Raw genomic sequence first — 18,568 nt, forward strand, 5'->3', positions numbered from 1 at the left:
CGTAACATGCGGCCCGGCGGCTGGATTAAGAACATCCGCACGGGGAAACCGCCGCAGTCTGTAAAACATCAAAAGAACACATGAATCTGGTCACTTTCGGGCTGATCCTGACGGGCGTCATGCTCAATGCCTGCGCTCAGCTGCTGCTCAAGGCGGGCGTCAATAACATCGGCCGCTTTGCGTTTTCGGCCGACAACATCCTGCCGATCGGCATCAAGCTTGCAACGCAGTGGCCCATCATTGGCGGCTTGTCGTGCTACGTCATCTCGGTGGTGGTGTGGATTCTCGGCCTGTCGCGCGTGGATGTGACCATCGCGTATCCGATGCTCTCGCTGGGCTACGTGGTCAACGCCTTCCTGGCGTGGTATCTGTTTGGCGAAGTGCTGACGGTGCAGCGCCTGATCGGCATCGCGATCATTCTCGTCGGCGTACTTGTGCTGGCTCGCTCGTGAGCCGATCCGCCCACACCCGGCACCCAACCTCATTCAAGTCATGACGCAAACCACCGCCACTGCCGAGCTTCCCTTCCTGCCCTTCGTGCGCCCGACCATTGACGAAGCGACCATCGCCGCCGTGACCGACGTGCTGCGCTCGGGCTGGATTACCTCGGGGCCCAAGGTCGCGGCATTCGAAGCCGCGCTGTCGGAATACTTTGGCGGCCGCATCGTCCGCACATTCGCCAACGGCACGGCTACGATGGAAGTCGCGCTGCGCATCGCGGGCATCGGCCCTGGCGATGAGGTGATTACCACGCCGATCTCGTGGGTCGCCACGTCCAACGTGGTGCTGACGGTCGGCGCCAAGCCAGTCTTCGTCGACATCGACCCGGTGACGCGCAACATCGATCTGGACAAGGTCGAGGCCGCCATCACGCCGCGCACCAAGGCCATTATTCCGGTCTATCTGTCGGGCCTGCCCGTCGACATGGATCGCCTCTACGACATCGCTCGCCGCCACAAGCTGCGCGTGGTGGAAGACGCCGCGCAGGCCATCGGTTCGCGCTGGGGCGACAAGCGCATCGGCCAGATCGGCGACCTGGTCAGCTTCAGCTTCCAGGCCAACAAGAACATCACGACCATCGAAGGCGGCGCGCTGGTGCTGAACACGCCCGAAGAAGCCGTGCTGGCCGAGAAATATCGCCTGCAAGGCGTCGTGCGCACCGGCTTCGACGGCATGGAAGTCGACCTGGTGGGCGGCAAGTTCAATTTGACCGACGTGAATGCCGCGATCGGCCTGGGTCAGTTCGCTCAGTTGGAAGTCGTCACTGCACGCCGCGCCGCACTGGCACGCCGCTATTTTGCCGGCATGCGCGCCGCCGACATCGAGTCGTTCGGCGTCGAGCTGCCGGTAGAGAACTTCACGCACACCAACTGGCACATGTTCCAGATCGTGCTGCCGCTGGATCGTCTGAAGGTCGATCGCGCTGGCTTCATGGCTGGCTTGAAGGCGCTGGGCATCGGCGCGGGCGTGCACTATCCGCCCATCCACCTGTTCAAGCTCTACCGCGAACTCGGCTGGAAGCCGGGCATGTTCCCGGTGGCCGAGCGCATTGGCCGTGCCATCGTTACGCTGCCGATGTTTGCCGGCATGGAAGATTCCGATGTGGATCGCGTGGTCAGCGCGGTCCGCCAACTTTGCGCCCAGTACCAATAATCCAATAATGAAGACACCCGCTCTCTCGGTCGTCATTCCTGTTTACAACGAAGAAGACGGGCTCGCCGCGCTGTTTGCGCGTCTGTATCCCGCGCTCGACGCGCTCGGCATTTTGTATGAAGTCGTGTTCGTCAACGACGGCAGCCGCGACCGCTCCGCCGCCATGCTGGCTGAGCAGTTCCGCGCGCGCCCGGACAGCACGCGCGTGGTGCTATTCAACGGCAACTATGGCCAGCACATGGCCATCCTGGCCGGCTTTGAACATGCGCGCGGCGAACGCGTCGTCACGCTCGATGCCGACCTGCAGAATCCGCCGGAAGAAATCGGCCGCCTGGTGGAAAAGCTCGACGAAGGCTACGACTACGTCGGCACCATCCGTCGCGTGCGCCAGGACAGCTGGTTCCGCCGCACCGCATCGCGTGCGATGAACTCGCTGCGCGAGCGCATCACGCACATCAAGATGACCGACCAGGGCTGCATGCTGCGCGCATACAACCGGACCATCGTCGACACGATCAACCGCTGCCGCGAAGTCAACACCTTCATCCCGGCGCTGGCCTACACCTTCAGCAAGAACCCGACCGAAATCGAAGTCGACCACGAAGAACGCTTTGCCGGCGAGTCGAAGTACTCGCTGTACAAGCTCGTGCGCCTGAATTTCGACCTGGTGACGGGCTTTTCCGTCGTGCCGCTGCAATGGTTCTCGGCGATCGGCATGCTGTTGTCGTTTGCCTCTGCCGTGCTGTTCATCCTACTGGTGGTGCGGCGCTTCATCCTGGGCGCGGAAGTCCAGGGCGTATTCACGCTGTTCGCCATCACGTTCTTCTTGATGGGCGTGCTGCTGTTTGGCATTGGCCTGCTGGGCGAATACATCGGCCGCATCTATCAACAGGTGCGCGAACGCCCGCGCTATCTGGTGCAGGGTGTGCTGGAAGAGACGCCGCACCTGCATGAAGCCGGTGCTGCCGATCTGAAGACTGGCTCGCAGCGGGGTGTTGCATGAGTTCCGGGCTCAAGCGGCGCGCGGTCGTTTTCGCGTATCACAACGTCGGCGTACGCTGCCTGCGCGTGCTGGCTGCGCGTGGCATTCAGGTCGAACTCGTTGTCACGCACGAGGACAACGTCGCCGAGAACATCTGGTTCGGCAGCGTGCGTGCCACCGCACAGGAACTCGGTATCCCGTACATCACGCCGGATAATGCAAACGGTGAAGACCTGCACGCCCGGATCGCAACCATTGCGCCGGACTTCATCTTTTCGTTCTATTACCGGCACATGATCCCGATGCACCTGTTGAGCCTCGCCAAATTCGGCGCGTTCAACATGCACGGTTCACTGTTGCCCAAGTACCGCGGCCGCGTGCCCATCAACTGGGCGGTGCTGCACGGCGAGACCGAAACCGGCGCCACCCTGCACGAAATGGTCGAAAAGCCGGATGCCGGTTACATCGTCGACCAGACCATCGTGCCGATCCTGCCGGACGACACCTCGCACGAAGTGTTCGAAAAGGCCACCGTGGCGGCCGAGCAAACCCTATGGCGCGCGCTTCCCGCGATGATTGCCGGGCACATTCCGCAGCACCCGAACGTGCTGGCCAACGGCAGCTATTTCGGTGGCCGCAAGCCCGAAGACGGCCGCATCGACTGGTCCAAGCCGGCCCAGCAGGTCTATAACCTGATCCGTGCCGTGGCGCCGCCCTACCCCGGCGCCTTTACGGACGCCGGCAGCGAACGCTACGTTGTCGCGCGAGCCCGCTTGGCGCATCAAACCTTTACGAATTTGCCGCCGGGCTTGCACGTCGTGGATAATGCGATGTTCGGCGTGTGCGGCGATGGGGGAGCCATCGCCATCCACGAGCTCTGGCGTGTCGAGCCCCAAGCTGCCAGCGGAACGTCTGTCGTGACCGCGCAGCAGCTCGCCAGCCAGCTCGCCCTCTCCTGATCTTGAGTTTGCCTTCATGAAAAAAGTACTGATCCTCGGCGTCAACGGCTTCATCGGCCACCACCTGTCCAAGCGCATCCTGGAGACCACCGATTGGGAGGTCTATGGCATGGACATGCAGACCGAGCGTCTGGGCGACCTGGTCAACCACCCGCGCATGCACTTCTTTGAGGGTGACATCACCATCAACAAGGAATGGGTCGAGTATCACGTGAAGAAGTGCGACGTGATCCTGCCGCTGGTGGCCATCGCCACGCCGTCGACCTACGTCAAAGACCCGCTGCGCGTGTTCGAGCTGGACTTTGAAGCCAACCTGCCGATCGTTCGCTCGGCTGCCAAGTACGGCAAGCACCTGGTCTTCCCGTCGACCTCCGAGGTCTATGGCATGTGCGGCGATTCGGAATTCGATCCGGAAGCTTCGCCGCTGATCTACGGGCCGATCAACAAGCCGCGCTGGATCTACGCATGCTCGAAGCAGTTGATGGACCGCGTGATCTGGGGTTACGGCATGGAAGGGCTGAACTTCACGCTGTTCCGTCCGTTCAACTGGATCGGCCCGGGCCTCGACTCGATCTACACCCCGAAGGAAGGTTCGTCGCGCGTTGTGACGCAGTTCCTCGGCCACATCGTGCGCGGCGAGAACATCAAGCTCGTCGACGGCGGCAGCCAGAAGCGCGCCTTCACGTATATCGATGACGGCATCGACGCGCTGGTGCGCATTATTGCCAACAAGGACGGCGTGGCCTCGGGCAAGATCTACAACATCGGCAACCCGTCGAACAACTACTCGGTGCGCGAGCTGGCCAACATGATGTTGGAACAAGCCGCCAAGATCGACGAGTACAAGGACACTGCCAAGCAGGTCCAACTGGTGGAAACGACGTCTGGCGCCTACTACGGCACCGGCTATCAGGACGTGCAGAACCGCGTGCCGAAGATCGCCAACACCATGGAAGACCTCGGCTGGAAGCCGACCACCGTGATGAAGGACGCGCTGGCGAATATCTTCGAAGCGTATCGCACGCACGTGGCTGAAGCCCGCAGCCTGGTCGAAGACGGCAACGGTAACAAGTAAAAGCAACACCCCCGCGCAGGTTCATGGCTCTCATCGTCCTCAAGATCGACGTCGACACCCTGCGCGGCACCCGCGAAGGTGTGCCCAACCTCGCGCGCATGCTGCGCGAGCACGAGGCGGGCGCGACCTTCCTCTTCAGCCTCGGCCCGGATCACACCGGCTGGGCGCTGCGCCGGGCCTTTCGCCCCGGCTTCCTCAAAAAGGTTTCCCGCACCTCAGTCGTCGAGCACTACGGCTTTCGTACGCTGATGTACGGCGTGCTGCTGCCCGGCCCCGACATCGGCCGCAAAGCCGCAGCCGAAATGCGCGCCATCGCCGAGGCAGGCTTCGAAACCGGCATCCACACCTGGGACCACGTGCTCTGGCAAGACAATGTCCGCCAGCGCGATGCCGGCTGGACCGCCCGCCAAATGACTGCCGCCCACGCGCGCTTCGTCCAGGTATTCGGCAAGCCACCCGTGACGCACGGCGCCGCCGGCTGGCAGATGAACGACCACGCGTTCCGCCAGATTGACAACTGGGGCATGGCCTACGCCTCCGATGGCCGAGGCACGCATCCGTACATCCCGAGCGTTGATGGCAAAGCGCTGAACCACGTGCAATTGCCGACCACGCTACCCACACTGGACGAGCTGATTGGCGTGGAAGACATCACCCTCGACAACGTTGCCCGGCACATCCTGAAGATGACCGAGTCCGACCGCGACCAGGTATTTACCTTGCATGCAGAACTTGAAGGGCAGAAACTCGCCCCGATCTTCCGCGAGTTGCTGCGAGGCTGGCGCGCGCAAGGCCATCGACTAGGGTCGATGGGCGATTACTACGCGACGCTCGATCGCAGTACCTTGCCCGTGCAGCCCGTCACATGGGGCGAAGTTGCCGGCCGCAGCGGCAGCCTGATCGTTCAGCCGGCCTGATCTTTCCGATCTCCGGTTTGGCGACGGGCGCGGTATCTCAGATTTGCCCGTCTACGAGCTTCCCGTCTCTCTCCTCGCGGTTTTCCGGAACACACCATGCCCGTCACGATCGACCAGCCTCTTCCCGATTTCTCCGCACCGGCAACCAGCGGCATCACGTTCTCGCCTGCATCGCAGCGCGGCAAGATCGTCGTGCTGTATTTCTATCCGAAGGACAACACGCCCGGCTGCACTACCGAGGCAATGAACTTCCGCGATCAATACGACGCCTTTGAAGCCGCCGGCGCCGTGGTGTTCGGCATCTCGCGCGACAGCCTGAAATCGCACGAAAACTTCAAGGCGAAACTGGAGATGCCGTTCGAGCTGATCTCCGACGCCGACGAAGCCGTCTGCAACATCTTTGACACGATCAAGATGAAGAAGATGTACGGCAAGGACGTACGCGGCATTGAGCGCAGCACATTCCTGATCGACAGCAAGGGCGTGCTGCGCAAGGAATGGCGCGGCGTGAAAGTGCCCAACCATGTGGATGAGGTTCTCGCGGCGGCGCGTGCGCTGTAACTGCACGTAGAACCAACCCGTCGGGAAAACGCCGTGCGAAGCATCCTGGCGCTTGCTTTTCCGTCGATTTCGCATCGTCCGTCGTGACCAGTTTGCGACGCACCACACGTCACATGGGACAGATTGCAAATCACAAAAGCTTCCGATACAGTCGGAACCGATGAGTACAAAATCCGGATGCCATTCCGATAGCCCACGACGGTACCGGCGGCCAAGTTGGTCTGATACCGCTTCTGCGTTTTTCCCGGCAAGCAGGCTGGGCAGAACGTCCGAATCGTGCAGCTTGTCGTGGCGTTCACCTAGGCCGCCCAACCTCCCGCAGGTCATGGCGGCTTTTTTGTGGCCGTCGTTCGCGCATCAAACGCTGCGGCGCGCCCATCCGTTTTACCGCGTTTTCCGCCAGCACCGCCTCGCCATGTGCGCGGACGGTGTTTCGTCGTTGTTCCACCCAGAGAGGTAATCGAAGCATGCCGCTGCCGACCATGCCCACCCAGCCAGCCCAATTGCTTGACCCGGCTGAATTCAAGCCTTTCGGCAAAGCCGGAAAGCCGAAGGCGGGTCAGGAACCTCGAAAACCGGTGCCAGCGCTCGAGCGCGAGGCGTTGTCAGAAACCGGTCGTGCGCAACCTAAACGCACTGCAGCCAGCACGGCCCGCGCCCGCTCGGGCGAAGCGTCCCCCATGGCAAAAGAGGCTTCACGCGAACACGCCGGCATCCTCGCCAAGGCTGTCGATAAGGTGAGCGCGACCGGCAAATCGACCGAAACCGCTGCCCGTCGCCGCGACCGCCGCGATGAAGGCCCCGCCAAGCTGTTCGTGCTCGACACCAACGTCCTGATGCACGATCCGACATCGCTCTTCCGTTTTGAAGAACACGACGTCTATCTGCCGATGATGACGTTGGAAGAGCTGGACAATCACAAGAAGGGCATGAGCGAAGTCGCGCGCAATGCCCGTACGGTCAGCCGCACGCTCGACCAGCTCGTGGCTGGCACCGATGGCGTCATGGACGACGGCCTGCCGCTCGCCAAGCTCGGCAACCGCGATGCGCAGGGGCGCCTGTTCTTCCAGACGCGTCTGAACGACATCAAGCTGCCCGATGGCCTGCCGCAGGGCAAAGCGGACAACCAGATCCTTGGTGTGGTGGCCGCATTGCAGCAGCAACGTCCGGACCGATCGGTCGTGCTGGTGTCCAAAGACATCAACATGCGGATCAAGGCACGCGCCCTCGGCCTGCCGGCGGAGGACTACTTCAACGATCGCGTACTGGAAGACACCGACCTGCTCTACAGCGGCATCATGGCGCTGCCGACGGACTTCTGGCAGAAGCACGGCAAGAACATCGAGAGCTGGCAGGACCCCAAGACGGGCACGACGTTCTACCGCTTGTCCGGACCGCTGGTGCCGTCGTTCCTGGTCAACCAGTTTGTCTTCCTGGAGCCGAATGACGGCAGCCTGCCGTTGTATGCGCAGGTCAAGGAGCTGAACGGCAAAACCGCTGTGCTGCAGACGCTCAAGGACTACACGCACCAGAAGAACAACGTCTGGGGCGTGACAGCGCGCAACCGCGAGCAGAACTTCGCGTTGAACCTGCTAATGCACCCGGAAGTCGACTTCGTTTCGCTGCTCGGTCAGGCCGGCACGGGCAAGACGCTGCTGGCACTTGCGGCGGGCCTTGAGCAAGTGCTGGATCAGAAGCTCTACAACGAGATCATCATCACGCGCGCCACGGTGCCCGTGGGTGAAGACATCGGCTTCCTGCCCGGCACGGAAGAAGAAAAGATGCAGCCGTGGATGGGCGCTTTCGACGACAACCTCGAAGTGCTGCAAAAATCCGATGACAATGCCGGTGAATGGGGCCGCGCGGCCACGCAGGAGCTGATCCGCTCACGCATCAAGGTCAAGAGCATGAACTTCATGCGCGGCCGCACCTTCGTCAACAAGTTCCTGATCATCGACGAGGCGCAAAACCTGACACCCAAGCAGATGAAGACGCTGGTCACGCGTGCGGGTCCGGGTACCAAGATCGTCTGCCTGGGGAACATCGCGCAGATCGACACGCCATATCTGACGGAAGGTTCGTCGGGTCTGACTTATGTGGTGGATCGCTTCAAGGGATGGAGCCACAGCGGACACATCACGCTCGCGCGCGGCGAGCGCTCGCGGCTTGCAGATCACGCCTCGGACGTGCTGTAAAAATCACGCGGGGACATATTTGTCTGCCGCCAACCGTTGTGCCATCAGGCCACGCAATTGCGTGGCCTTTTTTTTGCTGCTTGTCGGGCACCTCTCTTTTTCCCGATGGAGGCCAATGATGCCCATGCAGCAAAACCTGCAGACACGTTCGCGTTTGACCCTGACGTCGGCCGCGCTGGCGATGATGCTGTCCGCCGGCGCCTCCATTGCACTCGCCGACAACCTCACGCCAAAGACCGCCGGCCAGATCAGCTACATCTGCGGCGGCGTTGCACAGGACGAGCAACAGGCGCTGAACAGCGAAGCGCACAACTACAACCTGTCACTGCTGTTCACGCAAGGCGCGCGCGGCGAGTATCTGGCCGACGTCGACGTACAACTCACGCGACACGGCAAGGAGGTCGCAAGCTTTCGCGCCGATGGCCCGCGCTGCCTGATCAAGGCCCCGCCGGCCAGCTATAACGTCATCGCCACGTACCAGGGCGCCACCAAGCGCGCAACGGTGCAGACCGGCAGCAGGCGCAGCGTCCAACTGCGCTGGTAAAACTGCCTGCAAAACGCGACGCCATCGGGGCAAAATCCGCAGACCCGCGCCCCGCTTGGCGTTGCGCCTCGCCAACACGCAGTTTGGCTTTCTGACGCGGCGCGCATAGCATGCTCGCTATCCGGACTCTCCTGATGGCGCATGCTCACGCAGCACAGCTTTCCCCACGGAAACACGCGACTGGCGGGCGCCGCCCTGCTGGCGCTGGTGTGCCTGCTGTCTGCCTGCTCGTCAACACCTACCCGCTCCACCGCCTCGCGCGACGCGGGCCTGCGCACACGCGGCGCCCCGATCCACGATCCGAGCGCCGGTCTGGAGGAAATCTCCATCGAGGCGATGGCGCTGGTCGGCACGCCCTACCGCTACGGCGGCAATACGCCCGACAGCGGATTTGATTGCAGCGGGCTTGTGCGCTACGTCGTGCAGCGCGCTGCTTCCGTGAACCTGCCCCGCACCGCCGCCGAAATGGGCCGCCGAGGCTCCTCGCTGGATCGTCGCGACGTTGCATCGGGCGACCTCGTCTTCTTCAACACGACCGGCCAGCCGAATTCACACGTGGGCATCTATGTGGGCCAGAACCGGTTTGTCCATGCACCGGCCACGGGCGGCACGGTACGCCTGGAAGACATGACCAAGTCTTACTGGGCAAGCCGCTACATGGGCGCGCGCCGTGTCGTGGCCGTGAGCAATCTGCCCGATGCACCAGCACCGACCGTCGCACCGATGACTCCGGCGCCTGCCAGCCCTGCCCGTCGGATCGATGATGATCCGCTGGGTACCCTCGCCCGCGCACGCGATGTTCAGGCCGATAACCTGATGTCGACGCGCGTACCGCCAGCTTCGATCCCGCCAGCCGACGATGACCCTATTGCGCGCTTCGCCACGCAATAACGCATCGCTCGCCCCCAATGCAAAACGCCCACCGATTTGGTGGGCGTTTCGTTTTTCCGGAGACGATCTGCGATCGCCTTACAGCACGTGTCGGCCGATCCACCAGGCAATGGCTGCCATGAACGCTGATGCGGGAATCGTCAAAACCCACGCCCAGACGATGTTGCCCGCCACACCCCAACGCACTGCAGAGGCCTTCTGCGCCGCCCCCACACCGACGATGGCACCGGTGATGGTATGCGTCGTCGACACTGGCACACCCAACGCCGATGCCAAGAACAGCGTCATGGCCCCACCGGTTTCAGCACAGAAACCGCCGACCGGCTTGAGCTTGGTGATCTTCTGGCCCATCGTGCGCACGATCCGCCAGCCGCCCAGCAGCGTACCCAAACCGATCGCCACATAGCAGCAGACGATGACCCAGATCGGCGGTTCAGTTGCAGTGGCCGATGCGTAGCCGCCCGCAATCAGCAGCATCCAAATGATGCCGATCGTCTTCTGTGCATCGTTGCCGCCGTGGCCCAGGCTATACAGCGACGCCGAGAACAGTTGCAAGCGCCGGAACCATCGGTCCACCTTGGATGGCGGCGTTCGGAAGAACAGCCAAGACACTGCCACCATCAGCAGCGAGCCGAGAATAAAACCCAGCAACGGCGAAATCAGGATGAACGCCACCGTCTTGAGCAATCCACTGGCCACCAGCGAGCCCGTACCCGACTTGGCCACAGCCGCGCCCACCAAACCGCCGATCAGCGCGTGCGACGAGCTGGACGGAATGCCGTAGTACCACGTGATGATGTTCCACGCGATGGCGCCGACCAACGCCCCAAAGATGACGTAATGATCAACGATGGACGGATCAATCGTGTCGCGCCCCACCGTAGTTGCCACCTTGAGGTGGAAGATGAAAATGGCGATCACGTTGCAGGCTGCAGCCATCGCCACCGCCTGCTGCGGCTTGAGCACGCCGGTCGACACCACCGTCGCAATGGAGTTGGCCGCGTCGTGGAAGCCATTCATGAAGTCGAACACGATGGCCAGCGCCACCAGCAGAACGACCACCCAGAGACTGATCTGAAGCGTATGCATGAGGGCGTCGTCTCGTCAGGCGTTTTCGAGCACGATGCCTTCGATGATGTTGGCAACATCCTCGCAACGGTCGGTGACACTCTCCAGTTGCTCGTAAATCGCCTTCAGCTTGATCAGCAGCTTGATGTCGCTTTCGGTGCGGAACAGCTTGGCCATGGCGGCGCGCATCACGCGATCGGCTTCCGACTCTAGACGGTCGATCTCCTGAGCGATGGAGAGGATCTGGCGGCCGTTGTTCATGTCGTTGAGCAGCGCCACGGCCTTGCGGACTTCTTCGCAGCAAGCCACGCAAATCATCGCGAGCTGACGCGATTCGTCCGTGACATTGGTCACGTCGTACAACGAGATGGTGAGCGACACGTCTTCCATCAGGTCGAGAATGTCGTCCATCGTCGTGATCAGCTTGTGGATCTCGTCGCGGTCGAGCGGGGTGATGAAGGTCTTGTGCAGCAGCTCGATCGTGTCATGCGTGATGCGATCGGCTTTCTTTTCAAAGTTCTGCACATTGCGTGCATGCATTTCGGCATTGGGCAAGTCATTGACCAGTTCCTTGAGTGCATGGGCCGCCTTGACGGCGCACTCGGCGTGCTGGTTGAAGTACTCAAAAAACTTGCCTTCGGTGGGCATGAAGCGACCGAACATGATGATCCTTGGGAACGGAAAAAAGCAGGAGTCGTAAAAACAACGCCGGACGGGATCACCGCCGGCGCTGTCATTAAAACGCAATATTTTACCGGAACCAGCCTCGCGACATGCGTGGCACGTTGTGGCGGGCCGACACGAATTACACGTTACGTGTCGTTGTCAAAGAATGCATTGCCCCCGGTGAAGTTGTCGAACTTCGTGTATTCACCCAGGAACGTAAGACGAACGGTACCAATCGGGCCGTTACGTTGCTTACCAATGATGATTTCGGCCGTACCCTTGTCCGGAGAATCGGGGTTGTAGACCTGATCACGATAGATGAACAGGATCACATCGGCATCCTGTTCGATAGCGCCGGATTCACGCAAGTCTGACATCACAGGACGCTTGTTCGGACGCTGTTCCAGGCTTCGGTTCAACTGCGACAGCGCGATCACCGGGCAGTTGAGTTCCTTGGCCAGGCCCTTGAGCGATCGGGAGATTTCCGAAATTTCGGTCGCGCGGTTCTCACCGCTGCCCGAGCCCGACATCAGCTGCAGGTAATCGATCACGATCAGGCCGAGCTGCCCGCACTGCCGTGCAAGCCGGCGCGAGCGCGCACGCAATTCCATCGGGTTCAATGCGGGCGTCTCGTCAATGAAGAGCTGCGCGTCGTTCATCTTCTGGATGGCATGCGTCAGGCGCGGCCAATCCTCGTCGAGCAAGCGGCCGGTACGCAGCCGGTGCTGATCCAATCGCCCGACCGAACCCAACATACGCATGGCGAGCTGCGTGCCGGCCATTTCCATCGAGAACACGGCTACCGGCAGCCCCTGCTCCACCGCAACGTGTTCGCCGATGTTCAGCGAGAACGCCGTCTTACCCATCGACGGGCGACCGGCCACGATGATCAGATCGCCGCCCTGCATACCGCTGGTCATGCGGTCGAGGTCAACGAAGCCCGTCGGCACGCCGGTAATGTCGCTCTGGTTATCGCGGTGGTACAGCTCGTCGATACGCTCGACCACCTGCGTCAGCAGCGGCTGGATTTCCAGAAAGCCCTTCTGCCCGCGTGAACCTTCTTCGGCAATCGCGAACACCTTGGATTCCGCCTCGTCCAGCAGCTGGCGCACGTCGCGCCCCTGCGGGTTGAAGGCACCGGCGGAAATCTCGTCGGCGATCGTCACGAGTTGGCGCAGCACGCCTCGATCACGAACGATTTCCGCATAGCGACGGATGTTGGCTGCGCTCGGCGTGTTCTGCGCCAGCGCGTTCAGGTAGGCCAGCCCCCCCACCTCTTCCGCCTTGCCGGCGGCCTGCAACTGCTCGTACACCGTGATCACGTCGGCCGGCTTAGCCTGCGAGATCAGCTTGCCGATATTGTGGAAGATCAGCCGGTGGTCGTAGCGATAGAAATCGTGCTCGTTGATGAAATCGGCAATGCGATCCCAAGCGGCGTTATCCAGCAGCAACCCGCCGAGCACCGACTGTTCGGCCTCGATGGAATGCGGGGGCACCTTGAGGGAATCGAGCTGGGGATCGGAGGGCGCGTTCATGGCGGGATTATAGCGGCGCTGCTCGGTCTTCAATCTGGAACCCCTGACACAAAGGACAACAAAAAAAGGCAGAGACTTTCGTCCCTGCCTTCTTGACTCGCGTCGATCGGTGACCCGGGCGCCGCGAGGTGCTGCGTGCGTGCTTAGACCGACTCGCCTTGCACCGACACGTTCACGTCAACTGCCACGTCGGTGTGCAGCGACACGACGACCGCGTGATCGCCCACAGTCTTCAGCGGGCCGTTCGGCAGACGCACTTGCGCCTTCTCAACCTTGAAGCCTTGCGCAACCAGTGCGTCGGCGATGTCGTGGTTGGTGACGGAGCCGAACAGACGGCCATCCACACCAGCCTTTTGCGACAGTTGCAGCGTCAGGCCGTTCAGCTTCTCGCCTTCGGCTTGCGCAGCGGCCAGCTTTTCAGCGGCCAGCTTTTCCAGCTCAGCGCGGCGGGCTTCGAATTCCTTGATGGCGGAATCCGTAGCGCGGCGGGCTTGCTTGTTCGGGATCAGGAAGTTACGAGCGTAACCGTCCTTCACACGCACCACGTCGCCCAGGTTACCCAGGTTGACGACCTTCTCGAGCAGAATAATTTGCATTGTGAGTTCTCCTTATCCCGCTGATTAGTGCTTGTGCTGATCGGTGTACGGCATCAGCGCCAGGAAACGTGCGCGCTTGATGGCCGTGTCCAGCTGGCGCTGATAGATCGCGCGCGTGCCGGTCAGGCGGGCCGGGGTGATCTTGCCGTTCTCGCCGATGAAGTCCTTGAGCGTATCCAGATCCTTGTAGTCGATCTGCTCAACGCCGGCCACGGTGAAGCGGCAGAACTTCTTGCGCTTGAACAACGGGTTTTGCTGCTGGAAGCGCTTCTTGTTCTTCGCGTCGCGCTGCTTCTTGTTCATGAATGCCATGATTCAATCCTTTACGAATACGTTACATCCGGAGATGTGAAAGACCAGTGCCTTACTGCTGCGGTGCTTGCGAGCCAAGAATCCTACGCAATCCAGGACGGTGCCCGGAGCGATGCGATCCAGAACGGAAGCCATCTTGCCGGCTGCCAGTGCTTCCATCGAAAACTCGATCTGCCGCACTGTCTGCGCTTCGACCGCCTGCCCGCTGTATGCCAGAAGACAATTGACGATCGGTACGCCGGCTGGGGTGTATCGCATCACCTCGCGCTCGACCAGAGTGGCGACGAGCTGCAGGCGGTTGATGGCGTTGTCCCCGTGGGTTTCGTTCATGCTGGTGATGCGCGATCAGGCTTGCGCAGCACCGCGCGGCATCAGGCGGCCTGTTCGGTCTGAGCGGCGGCCTTCTTGGCCTCTTCGCGTGCGACTTCCTTCATCATCGGCGACGGTGCCGTTTCAGCCTTCTTGGTCTGAACGATGAGGTGACGCAGCACGGCGTCGTTGAACTTGAACGCGTGTTCAAGCTCAGCCAGGGTGTCCTTGCCGCACTCGATGTTCAGGCACACGTAGTGAGCCTTCGCGAGCTTCTGGATCATGTAGGCCAGTTGACGACGGCCCCAGTCCTCGACGCGGTGCACTTGGCCGCCTTGCGTGGTGACCGTGCTCTTGTAGCGCTCGATCATCGCGGGCACTTGCTCGCTCTGGTCCGGATGGACGATGAATACGATTTCGTAATGACGCATTGACGCTCCTTGTGGATTAAGCCGCCCGGGCGTCACACTCCGGTGCAGCAAGGTTGGTTAGCCTGCCATTATACGCAGGCCTTGGAGATTTTTTCAATATCGATCAATGACTTGCTGCAGGGAGGCAACTTCTGCCTGGGCGCGCCCTGAGGCCAGAAGCAACGTCAACAGCACACGCGCCTTATATGGGTTAAGCGAGCCGCTCGAGGCCCAGCGCTCTCCACCAGGTTGCGCGGGCACCAAGCCAGCCCCGGTACGCGTGGAACGCAGCACGAAAACGCCCTGCTGACTCGCCCGGTTCAGCGCGGCCTCAAGATTGGCGTGAATCGAGCCTGCGCCAGTTGCGGCAATCACCAGCCCCTTTACGCCAGCGGCAACCAGGGCATCGACCACACGTGCATCGGGTTGCGCATAGCTCGCCACAACCTCAACCCATGGCCACTGCCCCGCTGGCGGCATCGGCAACACGTCTGCCGCGGCTACACGCTGCCCGGCACGCTGAAACTGCACCTGCGTGTCGAGCACGAAACCCAGCGCCCCCGTATCCGGCGAGACAAAAGCCTCCACCGCGTAAGTGTGACTCTTCTGCACATCGCGAGCGGCATGCACGCGCTGGTTGAGCGCCACCAACACGCCACGCCCGCGCGCAGACGGATTGGCCGCGAGCCGTACCGCGTTCAGCAAATTCAGCGGACCATCCGCCGACAGCGACGTCGACGGCCGCATCGCCGCCGTCAGGACGATCGGGGTATCGGTCTGCTGCGTCAGGTGCAGCAGCATCGCGGTTTCCTCCAGCGTGTCGGTACCGTGCGTGATGACCACGCCGTCCACACGCTCGACGTCGATCCAGTGACGGATGCGCGCAACCAGTTTTTCCCATACCTCGAACGTCAGATCCTTGCTGTCGATCTGGGCGACCTGCTCGGCGCGCACGTTGGCGAGGCGCTCTAAACCAAGTTTGCTGGCCGCGAGCAGTTGATCGATGGGGACGGCGCCTGCGCGGTAGCGCGCGGCGGAGCCAGCGTCGTCAGCGGAGCCGGCGATCGTGCCGCCGGTAGCGAGGATGGCGATGGTAGGCAAGGACATCGTTGCAGACATGCGTTGTGGGCAAGGCGCGCATTGTATCCGCCCGCCCCGCCTTTGCCGACGCGGGATTGCCCTGGGCGCCCCGAAAACAAAACGCCGGCTCACAGGCCGGCGTTTGCTGCGGAAGCAACGTCGATTATTTCTCGACGAAAGCGCGCTCGATCACGTAGTCACCGGCTTCGCCCATGCGCGGCGAGATCTTGAAACCCCGGGCATCGAGCAGCTTGCAAGTGTCTTCCAGCATGGCCGGGCTGCCGCAGATCATGGCGCGATCCACTGCCGGATCCATCGGAGGCAGGCCGATGTCGGCAGACAGCTTGCCGCTATCGACGAGGTCAGTCAGACGCCCCATGTTGCGGAACGGCTCGCGCGTGACGGTCGGGTAGTAGATCAGCTTCTCGCGCACCTGATCGCCGAAGAACTCGTTATTCGGCAATTCGCGGGTGATGAAGTCGGCATAGGCCAGCTCGCTCACTTGGCGCACACCGTGCAGCAGCACGACCTTCTCGAAGCGCTCGTAGGTGTCCGGGTCTTGGATGATGCTCATGAAAGGCGCGAGGCCGGTGCCGGTCCCGAACAGATACAGGTTCTTGCCGGGCAGCAGGTCATCCAGCACAAGCGTGCCGACCGGCTTCTTGCTCACCAGCAGCTTGTCGCCCACCTTCAGATGCTGCAGCCGCGACGTCAGCGGACCGTTCTGCACCTTGATGCTAAAGAACTCGAGGTGCTCTTCGTAGTTCGGGCTGGCAATGCTGTAGGCGCGCATCAGCGGCTTGCCCTCGACCTCCAGCCCGATCATGACGAAGTGGCCGTTATGGAAGCGCAGCGCCTGATCACGCGTGGTCTTGAAGCTGAATAGCGAGTCGTTCCAATGATGGACGCTCAGAACGGTCTCTTGATTGAAGGCGGACATGGTGACGTTCGGGCCAGCCCAACGAGGCTCAATCGGGCTATGTGGCGGTGCAAAAAATCGGTCAAGGCCTTGATTTTATGCGATTCCCCACGGCCGCGCCTGCATGGATTGCGCATAAGCTTCTAACCAGTCGCATAGGTTTTGACGCCGGTCATAAGGGCCGGGCGCTCACGCAACACATCACAACAAAATCACTTGCGCTTCCTGCGTCACTGTATAAAATCACAGCACCTGTTCAAATATACAGTACGCCAATGGCCGCCCTCACCTCTCGCCAACAGCAGATTTACGACCTGATCAGCCAGACGATCCAGCGCACGGGCTTTCCGCCAACGCGCGCCGAGATTGCCGCAGAGTTCGGCTTCTCATCGCCGAATGCGGCCGAGGAACACCTGCGCGCGCTGGCACGCAAGGGCGTGATCGAGCTGACGCCCGGCGCCTCGCGCGGCATTCGGCTGCGGGCAGCAGGCAACACGGCGCAGCATCAGTTCTCGCTGCCCTCGATGGGGTTGATGCAATTGACGCTGCCACTGGTTGGCCGCGTAGCCGCCGGTAGCCCCATCCTGGCTGCAGAACACATTGATCGCCAGTATCAGGTGGATCCGTCGCTGTTTTCTGCGCAGCCCGATTTTCTGCTGAAGGTGCGAGGCATGAGCATGCGCGACGCCGGCATTCTGGATGGCGATCTGCTGGCCGTGCAGCGCGCCGCCGAAGCCACCAACGGCAAGATCGTTGTTGCTCGACTTGGCGACGATGTCACGGTCAAGCGCTTCCAGCGCAAGGGCCGGCATGTCGAGTTGATTGCCGAGAACCCGGATTTCGAACCGATCCACGTCGATCTGGATCGTGATGAGTTTCACCTGGAGGGCCTGGCCGTCGGTCTGATCCGGCCTGCTGCCCCGTAAGTCTCCGGCGCATCTCAGCGCCAAACCTTCGCTGTTTGATCCAACCTGGAGGTGAGCCATCGGCTCGCCAGGGCGGAGTCTTGCCTCTCGCTTTTCCACCCGAACTCACGAGGTCTGCCATGCGACTCGGATCGATGTCTTCCCGCCGCCGTCCGGTACAGCCGGTGCCCTTCCGCCAAACCCAGGGCGTGCGCATCTATCAGGGGGAGCAGCGCCGTACGATGGTCGGCAGCATGGCCGCCATCTGCCGCATGCTGGATGCGATTCCGGTCGCTTCACGTACCGCTGGCGCCGAAAACTGCTGAGGAAAAGAAGGACGATGAGGGGCGATGAAACGCGCTCCAGCGGCCGATCAGGGCATACCCCAATGCTGCCGCCGCAACTGATTTCATACACTTGCCCTGCCCTGAGGACAGGGCTTTCTTCAACTGATTTTCGGCCCGCCATCTGAGCGGGCTGTTTTTTTCTGTTCGCAAGTTGCTGCAGCGGCACATTCGGCGATGTTCCGTCAGCAAAACGGACGTTTACCCGGATGTTGTTTGGCGTACGTGACAGTAGTATTGCCAGTGCCCTCAGGGGCAATGAGATCGCTGAATTCGAAGCCCGCACATTGCGGGCTTTTTTTTCGCAATCGGCTGGCGAGCCGCTAAACGCTCCCGGCTTTCTCGACGACGAGAATTCTTGCCTCACCGCGTGGGTGCGCCACATGCTCGCAGCCGACACCGGCGAAGAAGATGTCGCCGGGCTCCAGCGTCGCGACCTTCTCTTCGCCGGCTTCGCGGTAATGCATGTCGACCGTGCCGTCGAGCACCACAAACACCTCTTCGCCATCGTTCACATGCCAGCGATAAGGCTCGTCGGTCCAATGCAAGCGCGTCGTAATGCCGCTCATGTTGGCAATATCGAGCGCGCCCCAGGCACGCTCGGCAGTGAACGACTTGGCGCGGATGATGTTCATGGCGATCCTCCG

22 protein-coding genes are annotated in these 18,568 nt (G+C 61.6%); 12 read left to right on the forward strand and 10 right to left on the reverse strand.

All coding sequences use genetic code 11. The features are described from left to right. Positions 1-80 precede the first annotated feature (80 nt). The 10 genes from M1D44_RS08135 to M1D44_RS08180 all read left to right on the forward strand — a co-directional run bounded on the left by M1D44_RS08135 (position 81) and on the right by M1D44_RS08180 (position 9,777). Complete coding sequence (locus M1D44_RS08135) at positions 81-452, forward strand: SMR family transporter (protein WP_012761830.1); 372 nt, start codon at positions 81-83, stop codon at positions 450-452. Positions 453-492: 40 nt separating this feature from the next. Further along, positions 493-1,653 carry a DegT/DnrJ/EryC1/StrS family aminotransferase gene (locus M1D44_RS08140; protein ID WP_112185067.1) on the forward strand — a complete coding sequence of 387 codons (1,161 nt, stop codon included), beginning with the start codon at positions 493-495 and terminating at the stop codon, positions 1,651-1,653. Positions 1,654-1,660: 7 nt separating this feature from the next. After that, entirely contained in the window at positions 1,661-2,656 is a 996-nt protein-coding gene (locus M1D44_RS08145) for a glycosyltransferase (RefSeq protein WP_024975877.1), read from the forward strand. Then, positions 2,653-3,594, forward strand: coding sequence for a formyltransferase (locus M1D44_RS08150; RefSeq protein WP_024975878.1), 942 nt, complete (start codon positions 2,653-2,655; stop codon positions 3,592-3,594). Before M1D44_RS08145 ends, M1D44_RS08150 begins: the two co-directional genes overlap by 4 nt. A gap of 16 nt (positions 3,595-3,610) precedes the next feature. Next, positions 3,611-4,669, forward strand: coding sequence for a bifunctional UDP-4-keto-pentose/UDP-xylose synthase (locus M1D44_RS08155; RefSeq protein ID WP_112185071.1), 1,059 nt, complete (start codon positions 3,611-3,613; stop codon positions 4,667-4,669). Between the two features lie 23 nt (positions 4,670-4,692). After that, positions 4,693-5,586 (forward strand): 4-deoxy-4-formamido-L-arabinose-phosphoundecaprenol deformylase, encoded by an 894-nt coding sequence (locus M1D44_RS08160; RefSeq protein ID WP_112185072.1) that lies wholly within the window; start codon positions 4,693-4,695, stop codon positions 5,584-5,586. Between the two features lie 96 nt (positions 5,587-5,682). Beyond that, positions 5,683-6,147 carry a peroxiredoxin gene (locus M1D44_RS08165; RefSeq protein ID WP_024975881.1) on the forward strand — a complete coding sequence of 155 codons (465 nt, stop codon included), beginning with the start codon at positions 5,683-5,685 and terminating at the stop codon, positions 6,145-6,147. A gap of 467 nt (positions 6,148-6,614) precedes the next feature. Then, positions 6,615-8,342 carry a PhoH family protein gene (locus tag M1D44_RS08170; protein ID WP_024975882.1) on the forward strand — a complete coding sequence of 576 codons (1,728 nt, stop codon included), beginning with the start codon at positions 6,615-6,617 and terminating at the stop codon, positions 8,340-8,342. A 118-nt stretch (positions 8,343-8,460) separates the two neighbouring features. Beyond that, a complete protein-coding gene (locus M1D44_RS08175) occupies positions 8,461-8,886 on the forward strand; it encodes a hypothetical protein (protein WP_112185981.1) in 426 nt (141 codons plus the stop codon). Positions 8,887-9,027: 141 nt separating this feature from the next. Continuing rightward, on the forward strand, positions 9,028-9,777 hold the full coding sequence (locus M1D44_RS08180; protein WP_316853745.1) for a C40 family peptidase: 750 nt from the start codon (positions 9,028-9,030) through the stop codon (positions 9,775-9,777). A 78-nt stretch (positions 9,778-9,855) separates the two neighbouring features. On the opposite strand, the gene M1D44_RS08185 is transcribed toward M1D44_RS08180, so the two are convergent. The 9 genes from M1D44_RS08185 to M1D44_RS08225 all read right to left on the reverse strand — a co-directional run bounded on the left by M1D44_RS08185 (position 9,856) and on the right by M1D44_RS08225 (position 16,693). Then, on the reverse strand, positions 9,856-10,866 hold the full coding sequence (locus M1D44_RS08185) for an inorganic phosphate transporter (protein ID WP_024975885.1): 1,011 nt from the start codon (positions 10,864-10,866) through the stop codon (positions 9,856-9,858). 15 nt (positions 10,867-10,881) lie between these two features. Then, positions 10,882-11,508, reverse strand: coding sequence for a DUF47 domain-containing protein (locus M1D44_RS08190; RefSeq protein WP_024975886.1), 627 nt, complete (start codon positions 11,506-11,508; stop codon positions 10,882-10,884). Positions 11,509-11,657: 149 nt separating this feature from the next. Beyond that, on the reverse strand, positions 11,658-13,046 hold the full coding sequence (locus M1D44_RS08195) for a replicative DNA helicase (RefSeq protein WP_012435397.1): 1,389 nt from the start codon (positions 13,044-13,046) through the stop codon (positions 11,658-11,660). A gap of 143 nt (positions 13,047-13,189) precedes the next feature. Further along, on the reverse strand, positions 13,190-13,642 hold the full coding sequence (gene rplI, locus M1D44_RS08200) for a 50S ribosomal protein L9 (RefSeq protein ID WP_024975887.1): 453 nt from the start codon (positions 13,640-13,642) through the stop codon (positions 13,190-13,192). Positions 13,643-13,666: 24 nt separating this feature from the next. After that, on the reverse strand, positions 13,667-13,945 hold the full coding sequence (gene rpsR, locus M1D44_RS08205; protein WP_037022304.1) for a 30S ribosomal protein S18: 279 nt from the start codon (positions 13,943-13,945) through the stop codon (positions 13,667-13,669). A 12-nt stretch (positions 13,946-13,957) separates the two neighbouring features. Then, complete coding sequence (priB, locus tag M1D44_RS08210) at positions 13,958-14,284, reverse strand: primosomal replication protein N (RefSeq protein ID WP_024975888.1); 327 nt, start codon at positions 14,282-14,284, stop codon at positions 13,958-13,960. Positions 14,285-14,325: 41 nt separating this feature from the next. After that, positions 14,326-14,694, reverse strand: a complete 369-nt coding sequence (gene rpsF, locus M1D44_RS08215; protein ID WP_024975889.1) for a 30S ribosomal protein S6 — start codon at positions 14,692-14,694, stop codon at positions 14,326-14,328. Positions 14,695-14,787: 93 nt separating this feature from the next. Then, positions 14,788-15,780, reverse strand: a complete 993-nt coding sequence (locus tag M1D44_RS08220) for an asparaginase (protein WP_316853746.1) — start codon at positions 15,778-15,780, stop codon at positions 14,788-14,790. 136 nt (positions 15,781-15,916) lie between these two features. Further along, positions 15,917-16,693, reverse strand: a complete 777-nt coding sequence (locus tag M1D44_RS08225; RefSeq protein WP_112185076.1) for a ferredoxin--NADP reductase — start codon at positions 16,691-16,693, stop codon at positions 15,917-15,919. Positions 16,694-16,947: 254 nt separating this feature from the next. On the opposite strand from M1D44_RS08225, the gene lexA reads away from it, so the two are divergent. Further along, positions 16,948-17,598: a transcriptional repressor LexA gene (gene lexA, locus M1D44_RS08230; RefSeq protein WP_112185078.1), complete on the forward strand. Its 651-nt coding sequence runs from the start codon at positions 16,948-16,950 to the stop codon at positions 17,596-17,598. Between the two features lie 119 nt (positions 17,599-17,717). After that, complete coding sequence (locus M1D44_RS08235) at positions 17,718-17,903, forward strand: hypothetical protein (protein ID WP_024975893.1); 186 nt, start codon at positions 17,718-17,720, stop codon at positions 17,901-17,903. 341 nt (positions 17,904-18,244) lie between these two features. Here the strand turns inward: M1D44_RS08235 and M1D44_RS08240 are convergent, their stop codons facing one another. Further along, a complete protein-coding gene (locus M1D44_RS08240; RefSeq protein ID WP_112185080.1) occupies positions 18,245-18,556 on the reverse strand; it encodes a cupin domain-containing protein in 312 nt (103 codons plus the stop codon). Between the last annotated feature and the right edge of the window lie 12 nt (positions 18,557-18,568).

It is taken from the genome of Ralstonia sp. SA306 (assembly GCF_054792405.1).